Origin of the sequence: Erwinia persicina (assembly GCF_019844095.1) — a bacterium.
Taxonomy (GTDB): domain Bacteria; phylum Pseudomonadota; class Gammaproteobacteria; order Enterobacterales; family Enterobacteriaceae; genus Erwinia; species Erwinia persicina.
The window spans coordinates 3,589,326-3,605,492 of sequence record NZ_CP082141.1; the positions used below are offsets into that span (position 1 = coordinate 3,589,326).

A 16,167-nucleotide genomic window follows, 5' to 3' on the forward strand; every position below is an offset into this window, starting at 1 on the left:
TCAAGTTTCACCCACCGGGCAGCGTCATTATCAGACCACACCTCTGCAAAGGTTCACGCGACCGTAAGCGACGACGTGTCCGATGGGGAAAACACACTGACGGGGATAACAGCATGACAATGAAATTAAAGCCCACGCTGGGCACCATACACCTCTGGGGCATCGCAGTCGGTCTGGTCATTTCCGGGGAGTATTTTGGCTGGAGCTATGGCTGGGGCGTGGCGGGTACGCTCGGTTTTTTGCTTACCACGCTGATGATTGCCACCATGTACACCTGCTTTATCTTCAGCTTTACCGAACTGACCACCGCCATTCCGCACGCGGGTGGCCCGTTTGCCTATAGCCGTCGCGCCTTTGGCGAAACCGGCGGTCTGATTGCCGGTATGGCCACCCTGATAGAGTTCGTTTTTGCGCCGCCGGCTATTGCGATGGCTATCGGGGCCTATCTCAACGTGCAGTACCCAACCCTGAATCCGAAGTATGCGGCCGTGGGGGCGTATATTGTCTTTATGACGCTGAATATTCTCGGCGTTAAGCTGGCGGCAATGTTTGAACTGGTGGTGACTGTACTGGCGGTGCTTGAGCTACTGGTGTTTATGGGCGTTGTCGCTCCTGGCTTCAGTATGGCGAATTTTGCCGCAAACGGCTGGGCAGGCGGTGAGCACTTCGGAATGCCTGCGCTTTCCGGTATTTTTGCGGCCATTCCTTTTGCCATCTGGTTTTTCCTGGCGATCGAGGGGGCGGCGATGGCCGCCGAAGAGGCTAAAGACCCGAAACGGACCATCCCCCGCGCCTATATCGCCGGGATCATCACGCTGGTGGTGCTGGCCATTGGCGTGATGCTGATGGCGGGTGGCGCCGGGGACTGGCGCGCATTATCCAATATCAACGACCCCCTGCCGCAGGCGATGAAAATGATCGTCGGTGAACACTCTAACTGGATGCATATGCTGGTGTGGATTGGCCTGTTTGGCCTGATTGCCAGCTTCCACGGCATAATACTTGGCTATTCACGCCAGTTCTTTGCCCTGTCGCGCGCCGGCTATTTGCCGGCGGGCCTGGCAAAGCTGTCACGCTTCCAGACGCCCCACCGCGCCATTATTGCGGGCGGCATTATCGGTATTGCCGCCATCTTCAGCGACAGCTGGATTAATCTGCAGGGTATGACACTGACGGCGGCCATGATTACCATGGCGGTGTTTGGTGCCATTGTGATGTACATCATGAGTATGTTGAGCCTGTTTCGCCTGCGTCGCACTGCGCCCGGACTGGATCGCAGTTTCCACGCGCCGGGCTACCCCATTGTCCCCGGCATTGCCCTGGTACTGGCCGTGGTGTGCCTGGTGGCCATGATATGGTTTAACGCTCTGATTTTTTCGGTTTTTTCTGCACTGATGCTGGTGGGCTATCTGTGGTTCCTGATGACCAGGAACCAGCGTGAAAATGCGCCGCATGATGCGATGTTACAGGGCGAATAACGCCCACTTATCTGCGCATTGCAGGGGCCGATCGACATCACGACCGGCCCCTGTTCAGATCATAACGGCCACAGCCAGGCCGCGCCGCGTACCCCGCTGGAATCTCCGTGAACCGCCTTGCGGACAGGCGTTTCACACTCTCCGCCAAATACCCATTTTTTGATCAGCAGCGGCAGCGTCTGATACAACCGATCGACGTTGCTCATCCCCCCACCCAGCACAATCATATCCGGGTCAAGAATGTTCACCACGTTAGCCAGCGACTTGGCCAAGCGAAGCTCATAGCGACTCATCGCCAGCTCTGCCACCGGATCCTGCTGTGCGACCCGCTGCATAATCTCCGCGCCCTTCAGATCGATGCCACTTAAGCGATGATAGTCGGTGGCAAAGCCGGTGCCAGAGATAAAGGTTTCAATACAGCCCTGCTTACCGCAGTAGCAGGGAACTTCAGCGCGGTAACGCAGCTCATCTTCATCCATCCATGGTAAGGGGTTATGCCCCCACTCTCCGGCATTACCATTGCCGCCGCTGTGTGCCTGACCGTTAAGCGCCACGCCTGCACCACAGCCGGTACCAATAATCACCGCAAACACCGTTTGCCGTCCCGCCGCAGCACCGTCAACCGCTTCCGATACCGCCAGGCAGTTAGCATCATTGGCGATACGTACTTCCCGGCCCAGCCGCTGCTGTAAGTCTTTATCCAACGGCTGGCCGTTGAGCCAGGTGGAATTGGCGTTTTTTACGCGCCGGGTAAAGGGCGACAGCGTGCCGGGGATCCCTATTCCGACGCTGCCCTGCTGACCGGTCTCCTGCTCTGCGCGCTGTACCAGCCCGATGATATTTTCCAGGGTTTTCGCGTAGTCGTCACGCGGCGTGGGCACGCGATAGCGGAACAGCTCCTCCCCCTGGTCAGATAAGGCAATCACTTCTGTTTTCGTGCCACCTAAATCGATACCGATACGCACTTGTTATTCCTCATTATTTAACGTGGAGATCATTACCTTAGAAGGTGCGGTGCGGAAAGGCAATGAAACGCCGCCGCCGATTCGCTATCATGCGCGCTGACTTTGAACTCGCGCGCCTTATTGCGCGCCCTGAGAGGGAATGCAGCATGCTGTGGTTTAAAAATTTGATGGTTTATCGTCTCAATCGCGACATTCCGCTGGTGGCAGACGAGATGGAAAAACAGCTCGATGCCTTCTCTTTCAGCCCCTGCGGTAGCCAGGATATGTCTAAAACCGGCTGGGTTTCACCGATTGGTCCGCGCAGCGAAGACCTGACTCACGTTACTAACGGTCAGATCCTGATTTGTGCGCGTAAAGAAGAGAAAATGCTGCCATCACCGGTGATTAAGCAGGCGCTGGATGCGAAAATCAGCAAGCTGGAAGCCGAACAGTCTCGCAAGCTGAAGAAGACTGAAAAAGACTCTCTGAAAGAGGAAGTGCTGCACAGCCTGCTGCCGCGCGCCTTCAGCCGTTTCAGCCAGACCTATGTGTGGATCGACACCGTCAACAACCTGATTATGGTCGACTGTGCCAGTGCAAAAAAAGCAGAAGATACGCTGGCCCTGCTGCGTAAAAGCCTCGGTTCGCTGCCTGTGGTTCCTCTGACGCTGGAAAGCCCGATTGAGCTGACCATGACCGAATGGGTGCGCTCTGGTGAGCTGCCTGCCGGATTTGCCCTGATGGACGAAGCCGAACTCAAAGCGATTCTGGAAGATGGCGGCGTGATCCGCTGTAAGAAACAGGATCTGGTGTGCGATGAGATCGCTAATCATATTGAAGCAGGGAAACTGGTGACGAAACTGGCCCTCGACTGGCAGGAACGTATCCAGATGATCCTGTCGGATGATGGCTCGATCAAGCGGCTGAAGTTCTCTGATATTTTACGCGAACAGAATGATGATATCGATCGTGAGGATGTCACCGGACGTTTTGATGCAGATTTTGTGCTGATGACGGGCGAGCTGGCGGCCCTGATCAGTAATACGGTCGAAGCGCTGGGCGGTGAAGCACAGCGTTAATGTGCGGGTTGCCTTGCTACACTTAACGGGCGATACAGGGGCTGACCTTATTCCGGTCAGCCCTGACAATATCAGTCTTTCAGATACCGGCACAGATAGGCAGATGACTCCGCTACCTGTAAATGGAATTCACTGTGGCCGGGCACATTAAACACCTGGCCTGGCTGGTAATGTTTCCACTCCACCTCGCCCGGCAGTAATACCTTCATCGAACCACTGACCACGGTCATCTCTTCTGCCTGACCGGTACCAAAGGTGTACTCACCTTCTGCCATCACGCCTACACTGGCGCGGCCGGTACTGGCGCTCTCATAACCAATCGACTTCACTTTACCGTCGAAATACTCACTAACGTTGAGCATATAAATTCCTTAAAATCAGAGACAAAGGTAAGTTTGCAGTGTAGAACCATAATTAACGGGCTGTCACGCACTATTGCGCGCCACGCGCAGCAATCGTGATTCAGGTCAGCAGTTCTGCCGCCCGTTGCCCCCACCATCCCCGGGCGTATCCTACTTTTTTCCAGGGATAAGAGTGTGATCCCCTGACAGACTCAACGATCTTTCTGAGATGATGTTGCTGCCTCTGAGCGGGCGTTTAAGATAATCATCCTGTAACGCATTGAGTGCCGTGGCCTTATACGGTGAGCCTGATGGTGCGAGGGACATGAGAGGAACAGCGCAATAGTTTCCCCCGGGGTATATTAACGATAGCCGTGGGGAAGATACTGATGCCCTGAAGCGTTTCCTCACGCGCCAGGGCTCATCCCTATTGGCGACTGCAAGCCGGTTCAGCCAGTAGGTGATCAACAGACTGTGGTGAGTGGGGTGAGCGGGACCGTCGGCATCCTTGCCCATGGACATTACTCTTTAGACTGATCTTCGTAGCGTTTTTTAGCATCCAGCGCTTCCTGCTCTGTTTCATGCTCGCTGATCAAGGTGTCAGGTTTCGGATGATCGGCACGCAGCTCGAACCAGATAACTGACTTGCCGGGTGCGCCTTTCTCTACCGGTACGATATTCGCTTCTCGTGGATATGGCGGTCTGCCTGGCATAATGCTCCCCTCTTTGATGTCAGTAAATTGCGTGGTCAGAATGATGACTCACAACACAGTATAGACAACCGTAACGGTTTAACCGCCAGGACAAGAGAAAAGGGGTCAGCATGATGCTAGTGTTAAAAACCGTTTAGCTGGCGCGGGCAAGGGAAAGCACGGTGAGGATCTGGCTGACAACGTCATCCGGGCACTGCATGGCATCAATAATATGGTGTGCAGACTGACGATATAACGCATCACGCACCGCCAGCACGTCGACCATCTCTTGCGCAATGGGGCGACCGGTAAGCGTCGGGCGCTGTTCCGCCTGTGGATAGGCTTCCAGGCGGTCAGCCAGTACAGCGGCATCGGCATGCAGATAGATGACCTGCCCCTGCTCACGCATAAACTGACGGTTTTCTTCCGACAGTACCATGCCTCCGCCGGTGGCGATCACCGTCGCTGCTGCGCTGACAGTTTTGAGCGCGGCGGTTTCACGCAGGCGAAAGCCGGGCCAGCCTTCACGGGTAACAATCTCCGCGACCGTCTGACCGCTGCTATTCTGAAGTGCGTGGTCGGTGTCACAGAAGCGATACCCCAGCGCCAGCGCAAGAGCGTGGCCAACGGTCGTTTTGCCGCAGCCGCGTGCACCGACCAGATAAATGGGTAATGACATAACAGGCCCTTCCTTAAGCAAACGCCAACACCGTTAATTGCATACGGCTGGCCAACCAATGATTAACGTTGCAGCGCATGATACCCGACATTATGCTGGCGAGCTATAAGTCACGTTTTATTTACAGCCAGCCGCCACAATTATCGATATAATGCATTGATTATATTAATATAAGCAGCGTAAAGAAAAACTTACACCGTCTAAATATCTTCCCTGTTAACCGCAACATTTCCTTACGCCAGCACGATTTACTTTCCCGCCACTCATGCCAATAGTAATGCTGTCGCCCGTTTTCGGAGAAACCTAATGCAGAACGAAGAACAGCAGTTAATTGACAGCCTGTTTACCCGATTGAAACAGGCAGAAGCTCAGTCCGGCCCCCGTGACAGCGCGGCAGAAAAACTGATCCAGCAGCAAATACAGCAGCAGCCCGGTGCCCCCTACTACATGGCCCAGGCTATCCTGATCCAGGAGGCGGCGTTAAAGCAGCTCAATGCACGCGTCAGTCAGCTGGAAAATGACCTGTCGCAGGCCCGGCAACCGCAGCAGAGCAGCGGCGGTTTTCTCTCTGGCCTGTTCGGCGGCGGAAAACCGGCTCAGAGTGCACCTGCTGCCCAGCCCTGGAGCAATAACGGTGCGCCCGCACCGGTACAGCAACCTGCCTATGCGGCCGCACCGCCTGCGGGGCGGGGCTTCCTGGGCGGCGCACTGCAAACGGCGGTGGGTGTGGCAGGTGGCGTAGTTATGGCCGAAATGCTGACCAGTATGTTCCAGCATCAGCAGCCAGAGGAAATCGTAAATATCATTAACGAACCGCCGCTACCTGATCCCGATCTCAATAACAATCTTGATACCTTTAACGGCAGCGACAATAACGCGTTCCTGGGCCAGGACAGTGGCCTGCAGCAGGATGACAGCAGTGACGATTTCAGCAATGACGCCTTTGCTGATAACGACTTTGATGACGATAATTTTGTCTGAGTGCGGAAAGCGTCTCTCCCCCACGGGAGAGGCTTGCTCACTGGCGCTGCTGCAGTAACCATTTATCCAGTTCATTGGCAAATTGCTGGCGGTCACGCTGGTTGAGCGCTGGCGGCCCGCCGGTCTGCACTCCACTGCCACGCAGGGTATCCATAAAGTCACGCATAGTGAGACGCTCACGAATGGTGGCATCACTGTACCGCTCGCCACGCGGGTTCAGCGCGACTGCGCCTTTTTCCATCACCTCCGCGGCCAGCGGAATATCTGCCGTTATCACCAGGTCACCCGCTTCCACTCGCTGCACAATTTCGTTGTCTGCCACGTCAAATCCTGCTGCAACACGCAGAGTACGCAGAAAACGCGAAGGGGGAACGCTCAGTGACTGGTTCGCGACCAGCGTCACCATTATCTGTTCGCGTTCCGCCGCGCGGTAAAGCACGTCTTTGATCACTTTCGGACACGCATCGGCATCCACCCAGATTGGCATGGCTGTTTCCTTTTAAAAATCGTGAAGGGTCAGATCTTCCCACTCTTTTCAAGAATGGCAAAGGGAATCTGCACCCTTTGTAGTGTAAGCCTGGTGAAAGCTGAGTTAAGGTGTACCTGTGGCATCTGACAGATTCTTACAGACTGATTAAGCAGGGAGATTATCATGGAAAAGAAAGTAGGCTTTATAGGCTGCGGCAATATGTCAAAAGCCATTATTGCGGGTCTGGTCAACGCTGGACACATTACACCGGAAAATATTCTGGTTTTTGACCACAAGCCGGAGACCAACCAGGCGATGCAGCAGCAGTATGGCATCACCCCGGCCGGTAGCGCCGAAGAGGTCGCCCGGGAGGCCAATATCCTGTTTGGTGCGGTGAAACCCAACGTGATCCTGTCGGTACTGAAAGATATTGCCGGTAGCCTGAATAAGGAGACGCTGATTGTTTCTATCGCGGCGGGTGTAACGCTGGACGCCCTGGCCACGGTACTCGGCCATGACCGTAAAATTGTCCGTGTGATGCCGAATACCCCAGCCCTGGTCAATGAAGGCATGACATCAGTCACGCCTAACGTGTTGGTTACGGCAGAAGAAGCCCGTGAAGTGGTCGAGATCTTTAATGGCTTTGGTAAAGCTGCGCTGGTACCGGAATATCTGATCCATGCGGTAGTGGGTGTCAGCGGTTCGGCCCCGGCTTACGTATTTATGTTTATTGAAGCGATGGCTGATGCGGCAGTGCTCGGTGGAATGCCTCGTGCGCAGGCCTATCAGTTTGCCGCTCAGGCCGTGAAAGGGGCCGCACAGATGGTGCTTGAAACGGGTAAACATCCTGCCGAGTTGAAGGATATGGTGTGCTCACCTGCCGGAACAACTATTGAAGCCGTGAGAGTATTGGAGCAGAAAGGCTTCCGATCTGCGGTGATCGAAGCAATGCACCAGTGTATGGCTAAATCAGAACAGATGAGCAGGCAACAATAACTTTTGCCAGTGCCGCGCCAGGCGCGGCACCATAACGTTTACGAACCGATACTGGGTAGAATAATCAGCAGTAAAATCAGGACAATCAGCGAGTGCTTTACCGCATAATATAACGCGCGATTACGCCTTTTCAGGTTCTGACCGGCATCTCTGACGTGATTGACGTATTTAAAAATGCGATTAATCCCCTCTACCCTGTCACCGTCATCATTCGGGGAACTGGCAGCGGACATCAGGGCATCTCCAACCCAGCGATTAACCGTCTGCGCCCAGCGCCATTTCATCGGCCTCTCAACGTCGCAAAACAGGATGATGCGCGTCTTTTCGCTGCTATTTTTTGCCAGATGTACGTAAGTTTCATCGAAAAACACCGCTTTGCCATCCCGCCAGCTGTGTCTGATGCCATCCACCTCAATAAAACAGCGGTCATCTTCCGGCGTCGACAGGCCCAGATGATAGCGTATCGATCCAGCGTAAGGGTCACGATGCTTACCAAGATGGCTCCCGGCAGGAAGTTCAGCAAACATGGCCGCTTTCACGCCGGGAATATCGCGCAATAAGGCGCAGGTTATCGGGCAGAGTGCTTGCGCAGAAGGGTGGACATCGCCATACCATTTTAAATAAAAACGTTTCCATCCCCGTTTGAAAAAAGTATTAAATCCCGCGTCATTATGCGTTTGTGCCGCTTTAATATGATCCTGCAAACGCACGGCCTCTTCCCGGATCACCTGCCAGTTATCGGTCAGTCTGGCTAATTCAGGAAAAGCGTCTTCATCAAAATAGGGTTGTTTTCCGGGCAAGGCAGACAGCCCGGTCATAAACATATTGACCGGTGCCATAAAGGTAGAGTGATCGAATAACTGTCGAGAAAACTTCAGTTTTTCTCTGCCACGCGAATGCGCATAAACCACACTAATAATAAAAATACCGATAATGATGATTGCCACCATACACCACGTCCTGTAGTTGTAAGTGAATAAGGGACGACAGCGTCCCGGCAGACCGATAATAACGTCGGGATAAAGGGAGATTATTTTAAAGAGAGGGTGGCACTGAATTTAACAATCAGTGCCATGATCGCGTAAAATCAGGAAAAAACACACGGTGAAGCCTGATAAATATCAGAAGGCCAGCTATTCAGCTCTTTTTCAGACAGGTGCTCATAAAGGTTTTACGATCGTCGCCTTTTAGCATTTTTTCACTTGCCTGGGCATTACAGGTTTTCATTTTCATCTGCTGCGGTGTCATTCCCTCCATCTTACTGTCCTTCTTAAGGCAGTTGCTCATAAAGGCTTTTCGGTCATCCCCTTTCAGCATTTTTTCACCTGCCTGCTGGTTACAGACGGTCATTTTCTGCTGCTGCGCGGTTTTCTCTGCGGCACTGACATATCCGGCGGTCGTCAGCGACAACAGAGCAGCTGCGATCAGTATTTGAATTTTCATGAATAACCCATCCCATTATTGTCATAAGTACGCACTGTTAGTGTGGCACGACTTTTTTTTTGAGCGAGTGAGGGAGCAAGAAAATTTAACCGGGTTAACATTAAAAGCGCCCATCGCCGCATACATGCGAGCAGGGGACGTGTTAAACGGAATGGAGATTACTGCCGGGGATGATTTAACAGACGCTGGATATAGTTTTCCAGCAATGGCGCATCTTTTGTATAGTCCGGAGCCATGGAGGTTGAGGCCATTCTCATTGCCTCAGAAATACTGGTCTGGATCGCCTGAAACTGGTCTCTCTCCAGCTTTCTCAGTAATGCCGTCACCACAATCTCCAGAGCTTCTACCTGCGCGACCAGTTCTTTTGACTCTTCTTCTTTTTCCGCCAGTCGGATCAGTAATTCGGCGATGAGGTTTTTCATGCGAATATCCTCGTAAGTTAAAGCCAAACGGTATCATCCGAATCCAAAAAAGAAAACTCATCTTTACGCTATATTTTCGCGACTTAGGCCCCAAAACAGAGCATTAAATGAGGCTTTATTACTCGAAACGTTTCGCTGGCAGTCCCCGCCGTAATACTTCGCACTTTTGTCTCTCAGGGGGCAGAAAACGCCCCCTGAGAGAGGGTGATTAACGCCCCTGCTCCGTAAAACCACCGCGCGGCCCGCCACCATGTCCGCCCCCCCAGCCACCGCCCCCTCCAGGTGGTGGGAACAGACAACCGCTTAATGCTGTTACCAGCGCCATGACGATGACCACTTTTACCGACCGAACCATGCTTCCCCCTGAACAACTGTGAATGACATACCGGCGCTGATAGTAAGCGGCGAAAGGGCGCTCCACAATGCAGATTTCTCCGGTTCCCCGCCCTGTTTACCGGCGGTAACACTGATTAACAGTTCCCTGCCATTTCCCTGTTCTGACCCTGCGTCAGGTGGGGAACTGCCACCTCCTGTGCACCGAAAATGTTGCGACAGGCATCGCATCCCACACTCTTTTTCCTTTACTTCATTTCGCTTCAGCATCAATGTGAGCGCATAACATTTATGAGGGATCTGGCATGACTGATATTACTCCACTCACCCTGCAGCAGCTTTTATCCATGCGCCACTGGGAAAACCCGGCCGTCACACAGCTTCATCGTCTGCCCGCCCATCCGCCCTTTGCCAGCTGGCGGGATCGCGATGACGCACGTCAGGATCGCCCCAGTCCCGCTGTGCAGTCACTGAACGGCGAGTGGAATTTCAGTTACTACCCGCGCCCGGAGGCGGTGCCGGACGAGTGGTTGCTGGGCGAACTGCCGCAGTCAGACCGCCTCAACGTGCCGGCAAACTGGCAAATGGCAGGCTACGATGCGCCGATCTACACCAACGTCCAGTACCCGATTCCGGTCGATCCACCGCGTGTTCCCGTCGATAACCCGACAGGATGTTACTCGCTCACATTCGAGTGCCACCCGGCGTTTCTGACTGAAGGGCAAACGCGGATTATCTTTGATGGCGTGAATTCGGCCTTTTATCTCTGGTGTAACGGCGAGTTTATTGGCTATTCGCAGGACAGCCGCCTGCCTGCCGAGTTCGACCTCTCCCAAAACCTGCAGCCGGGGAAAAACCGGCTTGCCGTGATGGTGCTGCGCTGGTGCGACGGCAGTTATCTGGAAGATCAGGATATGTGGCGTATGAGCGGCATTTTCCGCGACGTCACCCTGCTGCACAAGCCGGCCGTCCGTCTGTGTGATGTCCACATCGATACGCTTCTCAACCCCGAGTTCAGCTCCGCACAGCTTAACGTGATGGCACTGACCTCACTGACGGATGCCAGCGATTATCAGCTGGAAGTCACACTGTGGCAGGAAGACCGGGAGATTGCCCGCCACCAACAGCCTTTTGGCACGTCGGTGATTGACGAACGCGGGCGCTACCTCGATCGTACCCGCCTGACGATGCATGTCGATCGGCCACAGCTGTGGAGTGCTGAAACGCCTCATCTGTATCGCGCCGTGGTTGCGCTGCTGGATGCCAGCGGCACGCTGATTGAAGCCGAAGCTTACGACATCGGTTTCCGTAAAGTTGAAGTCAGCGGCGGATTGCTGAAGCTGAACGGTAAGCCCCTGCTGATCCGTGGCACCAACCGTCATGAACATCACCCGGATAACGGGCAGGTGATGGATGAAGCCACGATGGTCAAAGACATTCTGCTGATGAAGCAACATAACTTTAATGCCGTGCGCTGCTCCCATTACCCTAACCATCGACTCTGGTATCGCCTGTGCGATCGCTACGGTCTGTATGTGGTGGATGAGGCGAACATTGAAACTCACGGCATGCAACCCATGAACCGTCTGTCAGACGATCCGGCCTGGTTTAATGCCTTCAGCGAACGCGTGACCCGCATGGTTCAGCGTGACCGGAACCACGCGTGCATCATTCTCTGGTCGCTCGGCAACGAGTCCGGCCACGGCAGTACCCATGATGCGCTCTACCGCTGGATCAAAAGCCACGATCCCAGCCGTCCGGTGCAGTACGAAGGGGGCGGTGCCAATTCCGCTGCCACCGATATCATCTGCCCGATGTATTCCCGCGTCGATCAGGATCAGCCGTTCGATACCGTGCCGAAATGGTCGATTAAAAAATGGATTAGTCTGCCGGAAGAGACCCGTCCTCTGATCCTCTGTGAATATGCCCATGCGATGGGTAACAGTTTTGGCGGGTTCGATCGCTACTGGCAGGCGTTCCGTCAGTTCCCCCGCCTGCAGGGGGGATTCGTCTGGGACTGGGTTGATCAGAGCCTGACGCACAAAGATGAGCACGGGGAGAGCTTCCAGGCGTACGGTGGTGACTTTGGCGATACGCCGAACGACCGCCAGTTCTGTATGAATGGTCTGGTGTTTGCTGACCGAACCCCTCACCCGGCACTGTATGAAGCACAGCGCGCCCAGCAGTTCTTCCAGTTCGAGCTGACAGGCACCGCCCCCTTAACCGTGCGCGTCACCAGCGAATATCTGTTCCGCCACAGCGACAATGAACAGCTGCGCTGGTGCATTGAACATCAGGGGAGGCCGGTAGCAGAGGGTCAGCTTGACCTGGCTCTGGCTCCGGAAGGCAGTGTCGAACTGATTACCGGCGAACTGCCCTCCCTGGAAGGCGAGTTGTGGCTGCGTGTTGAAGTGATCCAGCCGCTTGCCACTGCCTGGTCGCCAGCGGGGCAGCGTGTCGCCTGGGATGGCTGGCGCCTTCCCGCCGCGCTGACCCTGCCTCTCGCACCAACTGCCGGCGAGTGCCCCCAGCTCCGCCAGGAGCCTGAGCATATAACGATCCAGCACGGTGAACAGCAATGGCAGTTCTGTCGCCAGAGCGGCGAGCTGGTGCAGTGGTTGCGTGGTGACAGGCCGCAACTGCTCTCCCCGCTGCGCGATCTGTTTGCCCGCGCACCTGTCGATAATGATATCGGCATCAGCGAAGTCACACGTATCGATCCAAACGCCTGGGTGGAGCGCTGGAAACGCGCCGGTCACTATCAGCTGGAGAGCCAGTTGCTACGCCTGCAGGCAGACACGCTGAGTGATGGTGTACAAATCAGTGCCGAACATGCTTTCCTGGCGCAGGGGGAAGTGCGTTTCCTCAGCCGTAAACGCTACCGGATCGACATGCAGGGTGAACTTCATCTTGAAGTGGAGGTGGACATCGCCGCAGGGCAGCCGGAACCGGCACGCATCGGTCTGCGCTGCCAACTGGCAGAGACGGCAGACGAGGTGAACTGGCTGGGACTGGGCCCGCACGAGAACTATCCCGACCGTCAGTTGGCGGCAGAGTTTTCTCGCTGGACGCTGCCGCTCGAAGGGTTGAGTACGCCTTACGTCTTCCCCGGGGAGAATGGCCTGCGCGGCGGCACTCAGGAACTGACCTTCGGCAACTGGCGCGTTAACGGCGCGTTCCATTTCTCACTCAGCCGACACAGCCTTGAACAGCTGCGGGATACCTCGCACCGCCATCTGCTGCGAAATGAGCCCGGATGCTGGCTGATTATTGATGGCTATCATATGGGGGTCGGTGGCGATGACTCCTGGAGCCCCAGCGTGAACGCAGACTTCCTGCTGTCAGCGCGGCAGTACCGTTATCAGCTTAGTCTGTCTGTGAATCACTGATCGTTAGCCCCGGCGCAGCATAGCGTTGCGCCGGGATCGACGATAGACCCAAATCAGCTGTACGCTGTTCACCAGGATCACCACCGCCGTCGCGGCAAATACCCAGCGGAAGCCTGCTGCAGCAGAAATGGCTGAGCCCATCAGTGGCCCGACAACGTTACCCAGGTACATAAAGGACTGGTTATAACCAAAAATACGTCCGGTAACCTGATCGCTGGAATAGCGCAGCAGCAGCGTCTGCACCGCAGGCATCATCGCCCCATCGGCAAATCCCAGCAGAAAACGAAAAATCCCCAGTTCCACCGCACTGTCTGCCCAGGACATGCCGACAAACAGCACCACAGAAAAAATCAGCGCGGCAAACAGAATACGTTCAGCTCCGATCCGATCACCCAGTTTGCCCAGCGTGGGCGCAGAGAGGAGCGCCGACACGCCAGGAATGGCAGCCACCATCCCACTGACAAAGGCGATATTTTGCACGTGCGGCTCAAGCTCGCGGACAAACAGCGTCAAAATCGGGCTGACCGAGCCGTTGCAGAGCTGGATAACCAGTGTGGTGACAAAAAGGCTGATCACCAGGCCCGGACGACTGAGCGTGTGAAATACCATGCTGCCGCTGAGTTTGTCCTCTTTTTTCACCCTCGGAGGGCCGCCCTCTTTGATCAGGAACAGGGTGATAAGAAAACTTATCATCAGCAGGCAGGCGGTGATAATAAACACTGCCTGCAACCCGAGCCAGTCTGCCAGCAGTCCGCCCATTAACGGGCCCATAATCACCCCGCAGATTTGTGCGGTACTGACCATGCTTAACGCCCAGCCGCTGCGTTCACGCGGAACCTGAGCCGCCACCAGTGCCATGGCGTTCGGGATATAGCCCGAGGTCAGCCCCATCAGCGCACGCAGTGCCAGCAGTTGCCAGACGCTGGAGACAAAGGCCTGAAGCAGGATCACCACGCCCATCCCGAGGGAGGCACGCAGCAGCATCAGTTTACGCCCTTTACGATCGGCAAGGCTGCCCCACATTGGCGAGACAATAGCAGAAACCAGGAAAGTGATACTGAAAATCAGGCCTGACCACAGTGTCAGGGCATCAGGGTCGGTAACGCCCAGCTGTTCAACGTAGAGGGGAAGAAACGGGATAATCTGACTGATAGCCAGCCCGGTAAACAAACAACCGAACCAGACGGAGATGAGGTTAACCTTCCAGGATTCCATCGTACTGTACGTAAAACCTGTCGCAGGGGGGACTGTATATTAAGTGTAACAACACTCTTCACGGCCGTCAGTCGCTTATGGCACAGTGTCAGAGAGAATTTTGTTAGCAAACGAATCTTACCGCTGATGTCTGGACGTTAAACGCAAAAAACCCGCCACGAGGGCGGGTTTTTCTTCACATCGAATCTGAGTTCATTACCGCCGAAGCGGAAAACAAACTTAGATAGCAGTTACGTTAGCAGCTGCTGGGCCTTTCTGGCCATTTTCGATAGTGAAAGAGACTTTCTGACCTTCTTCCAGCGTCTTGAAGCCGCCGTTCTGGATTGCAGAGAAGTGTACGAATACATCTTTGCTGCCGTCAGTTGGGGAAATGAAGCCGAAACCTTTCTCAGCGTTGAACCATTTTACTAAACCAGTCATTGACATGGGTCTTTCCTTCAAAATTGTAGTAAGCCACAGTGGGCACAGGGTTTGTCAACAGGGATTACTATGAGGCACTCAGAAGGAAGTCAGGAAGAAGCTTGAAATAACGCTTGAACTGAAGACTGCTTTACTAAAATTGCTCGCATACGTGGGTCTGTATCAAAACCAACGAGTGCATTTACTCATAACACCGACTTCAGTACAAGGGTTCGCGGAACAAAAAAACACGCAAACGCACAACCAATTGATTTAAAACATAAAATATTTTAAATTTTTATTCACTTTTTCCTGTGACGCTTCCTGTTTATTACTACCCTGCCCCATAAGCACCACGTAAGGCCTAATCCTAACGCCATGACTCAAGTTACACTTCGCATCCCTGTGGGGATAAGGCATGATGCTTTATCCCCTTTTATCGCGTAAGGATCCCCCAGCGATGTTAGAACTGATGAAAGCCATTAGCCTTGGCCTGGTGGTGCTGCTGCCGCTGGCGAACCCGTTAACCACCGTGGCTCTATTCCTGGGGCTGGCGGGTGACATGAACTATGAGGAGCGAAACCGCCAGTCGTTACAGGCTTCTATTTACGTCTTTATTATCATGGCCGTCGCCTATTACGCCGGTAATGTGGTGATGGATACCTTTGGAATCTCCATTCCGGGGCTGCGTATTGCCGGTGGGCTGATCGTTGCCTTCATCGGTTTTCGTATGCTGTTTCCACAACAGCAGGCAGGACAGTCGGTTGAAGCCGACCATAAAATGGATGAGATGAGCGAGCGTAAAGCAGTGAATATTGCGTTCGTGCCGCTGGCCATGCCGAGCACCGCCGGGCCGGGGACGATTGCGATGATTATCAGCACCGCCTCAACCATTCACAGCGGCACCACGTTTGAGCCCTGGGTGATCATGCTGGCTCCGCCTCTGACGTTTGCTGCCATTGGCGTTATTCTCTGGGGTTGCCTGCGCAGTTCCGGCACCATCATGCGCCTGGTGGGCAAAGGCGGCATTGAGGCGATTTCCCGCCTGATGGGCTTTTTACTGGTCTGTATGGGCGTGCAATTTATGATTAACGGTATTCTGGAAGTGATCTCCACCTATCATGTGTTGCCGGCCTAGCGCTGACAGAATTAAAAATATTTCTGTTTGTTACTGGCATTCCCCTCTCCGCCATCTAGAGTAATAGTCAACTCCCGCCTGTTTATCTTTTAAACAGGCGGCAGACTGCCGTTCTGGCAGTCTGAGTCATTGTCGCGAATATAATTAACCCGAACCTTCAGTGTCACCT

The 16,167-nt window shown here is 54.3% G+C and carries 17 protein-coding genes; 6 read left to right on the forward strand and 11 right to left on the reverse strand.

Going from position 1 to position 16,167, the window contains the following annotated elements; translation table 11 throughout:
• Positions 1-113: 113 nt before the first annotated feature.
• The gene (eat, locus tag K6L24_RS16585) at positions 114-1,478 is read left to right on the forward strand and encodes an ethanolamine permease (RefSeq protein WP_118664556.1); all 1,365 of its coding nucleotides are present in this window, start codon (positions 114-116) and stop codon (positions 1,476-1,478) included.
• 59 nt (positions 1,479-1,537) lie between these two features.
• On the opposite strand, the gene mak is transcribed toward eat, so the two are convergent.
• On the reverse strand, positions 1,538-2,443 hold the full coding sequence (mak, locus tag K6L24_RS16590) for a fructokinase (RefSeq protein ID WP_062747849.1): 906 nt from the start codon (positions 2,441-2,443) through the stop codon (positions 1,538-1,540).
• A 146-nt stretch (positions 2,444-2,589) separates the two neighbouring features.
• Between mak and rdgC the strand changes: the two genes are divergently transcribed.
• Positions 2,590-3,501 (forward strand): recombination-associated protein RdgC, encoded by a 912-nt coding sequence (rdgC, locus tag K6L24_RS16595; protein WP_062747967.1) that lies wholly within the window; start codon positions 2,590-2,592, stop codon positions 3,499-3,501.
• Positions 3,502-3,572: 71 nt separating this feature from the next.
• Here rdgC and ppnP read toward each other — a convergent pair whose 3' ends face one another.
• The 3 genes from ppnP to aroL form a co-directional block, all read right to left on the reverse strand.
• Positions 3,573-3,863, reverse strand: coding sequence for a pyrimidine/purine nucleoside phosphorylase (gene ppnP, locus K6L24_RS16600; RefSeq protein ID WP_062747851.1), 291 nt, complete (start codon positions 3,861-3,863; stop codon positions 3,573-3,575).
• Between the two features lie 500 nt (positions 3,864-4,363).
• Entirely contained in the window at positions 4,364-4,555 is a 192-nt protein-coding gene (locus K6L24_RS16605; protein ID WP_062747853.1) for a YaiA family protein, read from the reverse strand.
• 133 nt (positions 4,556-4,688) lie between these two features.
• Entirely contained in the window at positions 4,689-5,213 is a 525-nt protein-coding gene (aroL, locus tag K6L24_RS16610; RefSeq protein WP_062747855.1) for a shikimate kinase AroL, read from the reverse strand.
• A 306-nt stretch (positions 5,214-5,519) separates the two neighbouring features.
• Between aroL and K6L24_RS16615 the strand changes: the two genes are divergently transcribed.
• A complete protein-coding gene (locus tag K6L24_RS16615) occupies positions 5,520-6,194 on the forward strand; it encodes a DUF2076 domain-containing protein (protein ID WP_062747857.1) in 675 nt (224 codons plus the stop codon).
• 37 nt (positions 6,195-6,231) lie between these two features.
• Here K6L24_RS16615 and K6L24_RS16620 read toward each other — a convergent pair whose 3' ends face one another.
• Complete coding sequence (locus tag K6L24_RS16620) at positions 6,232-6,681, reverse strand: YaiI/YqxD family protein (protein WP_062747859.1); 450 nt, start codon at positions 6,679-6,681, stop codon at positions 6,232-6,234.
• Positions 6,682-6,843: 162 nt separating this feature from the next.
• Here K6L24_RS16620 and proC point away from each other — a divergent pair, with 162 nt between their 5' ends.
• The gene (proC, locus tag K6L24_RS16625; protein ID WP_118664557.1) at positions 6,844-7,659 is read left to right on the forward strand and encodes a pyrroline-5-carboxylate reductase; all 816 of its coding nucleotides are present in this window, start codon (positions 6,844-6,846) and stop codon (positions 7,657-7,659) included.
• A 38-nt stretch (positions 7,660-7,697) separates the two neighbouring features.
• Here the strand turns inward: proC and lpxO are convergent, their stop codons facing one another.
• The 4 genes from lpxO to K6L24_RS16645 all read right to left on the reverse strand — a co-directional run bounded on the left by lpxO (position 7,698) and on the right by K6L24_RS16645 (position 9,879).
• Positions 7,698-8,609 carry a lipid A hydroxylase LpxO gene (lpxO, locus tag K6L24_RS16630; RefSeq protein ID WP_222681659.1) on the reverse strand — a complete coding sequence of 304 codons (912 nt, stop codon included), beginning with the start codon at positions 8,607-8,609 and terminating at the stop codon, positions 7,698-7,700.
• Positions 8,610-8,796: 187 nt separating this feature from the next.
• Complete coding sequence (locus tag K6L24_RS16635; protein ID WP_062747865.1) at positions 8,797-9,102, reverse strand: PsiF family protein; 306 nt, start codon at positions 9,100-9,102, stop codon at positions 8,797-8,799.
• Between the two features lie 158 nt (positions 9,103-9,260).
• On the reverse strand, positions 9,261-9,524 hold the full coding sequence (gene iraP, locus K6L24_RS16640) for an anti-adapter protein IraP (protein ID WP_062747867.1): 264 nt from the start codon (positions 9,522-9,524) through the stop codon (positions 9,261-9,263).
• Positions 9,525-9,732: 208 nt separating this feature from the next.
• Positions 9,733-9,879: a hypothetical protein gene (locus tag K6L24_RS16645; protein WP_162900987.1), complete on the reverse strand. Its 147-nt coding sequence runs from the start codon at positions 9,877-9,879 to the stop codon at positions 9,733-9,735.
• Positions 9,880-10,162: 283 nt separating this feature from the next.
• Here K6L24_RS16645 and K6L24_RS16650 point away from each other — a divergent pair, with 283 nt between their 5' ends.
• On the forward strand, positions 10,163-13,246 hold the full coding sequence (locus tag K6L24_RS16650) for a beta-galactosidase (RefSeq protein ID WP_222681660.1): 3,084 nt from the start codon (positions 10,163-10,165) through the stop codon (positions 13,244-13,246).
• A gap of 3 nt (positions 13,247-13,249) precedes the next feature.
• Here K6L24_RS16650 and K6L24_RS16655 read toward each other — a convergent pair whose 3' ends face one another.
• Complete coding sequence (locus K6L24_RS16655) at positions 13,250-14,461, reverse strand: multidrug efflux MFS transporter (protein ID WP_062747871.1); 1,212 nt, start codon at positions 14,459-14,461, stop codon at positions 13,250-13,252.
• Positions 14,462-14,680: 219 nt separating this feature from the next.
• Entirely contained in the window at positions 14,681-14,887 is a 207-nt protein-coding gene (gene cspE, locus K6L24_RS16660; RefSeq protein WP_062747873.1) for a transcription antiterminator/RNA stability regulator CspE, read from the reverse strand.
• Positions 14,888-15,320: 433 nt separating this feature from the next.
• Between cspE and K6L24_RS16665 the strand changes: the two genes are divergently transcribed.
• The gene (locus K6L24_RS16665) at positions 15,321-15,998 is read left to right on the forward strand and encodes a MarC family NAAT transporter (protein ID WP_062747875.1); all 678 of its coding nucleotides are present in this window, start codon (positions 15,321-15,323) and stop codon (positions 15,996-15,998) included.
• Positions 15,999-16,167: the final 169 nt, after the last annotated feature.

Coding starts and splice junctions, on each gene's coding strand:
- eat (WP_118664556.1), top strand. CDS start 114: ATGACAATGAAATTAAAGCCCACGCTGGGCACCATACACCTCTGGGGC.
- rdgC (WP_062747967.1), top strand. CDS start 2,590: ATGCTGTGGTTTAAAAATTTGATGGTTTATCGTCTCAATCGCGACATT.
- ppnP (WP_062747851.1), bottom strand. CDS start 3,863: ATGCTCAACGTTAGTGAGTATTTCGACGGTAAAGTGAAGTCGATTGGT.
- K6L24_RS16605 (WP_062747853.1), bottom strand. CDS start 4,555: ATGCCAGGCAGACCGCCATATCCACGAGAAGCGAATATCGTACCGGTA.
- aroL (WP_062747855.1), bottom strand. CDS start 5,213: ATGTCATTACCCATTTATCTGGTCGGTGCACGCGGCTGCGGCAAAACG.
- K6L24_RS16615 (WP_062747857.1), top strand. CDS start 5,520: ATGCAGAACGAAGAACAGCAGTTAATTGACAGCCTGTTTACCCGATTG.
- K6L24_RS16620 (WP_062747859.1), bottom strand. CDS start 6,681: ATGCCAATCTGGGTGGATGCCGATGCGTGTCCGAAAGTGATCAAAGAC.
- lpxO (WP_222681659.1), bottom strand. CDS start 8,609: ATGGTGGCAATCATCATTATCGGTATTTTTATTATTAGTGTGGTTTAT.
- K6L24_RS16635 (WP_062747865.1), bottom strand. CDS start 9,102: ATGAAAATTCAAATACTGATCGCAGCTGCTCTGTTGTCGCTGACGACC.
- iraP (WP_062747867.1), bottom strand. CDS start 9,524: ATGAAAAACCTCATCGCCGAATTACTGATCCGACTGGCGGAAAAAGAA.
- K6L24_RS16645 (WP_162900987.1), bottom strand. CDS start 9,879: ATGGTTCGGTCGGTAAAAGTGGTCATCGTCATGGCGCTGGTAACAGCA.
- K6L24_RS16650 (WP_222681660.1), top strand. CDS start 10,163: ATGACTGATATTACTCCACTCACCCTGCAGCAGCTTTTATCCATGCGC.
- K6L24_RS16655 (WP_062747871.1), bottom strand. CDS start 14,461: ATGGAATCCTGGAAGGTTAACCTCATCTCCGTCTGGTTCGGTTGTTTG.
- cspE (WP_062747873.1), bottom strand. CDS start 14,887: ATGTCAATGACTGGTTTAGTAAAATGGTTCAACGCTGAGAAAGGTTTC.
- K6L24_RS16665 (WP_062747875.1), top strand. CDS start 15,321: ATGTTAGAACTGATGAAAGCCATTAGCCTTGGCCTGGTGGTGCTGCTG.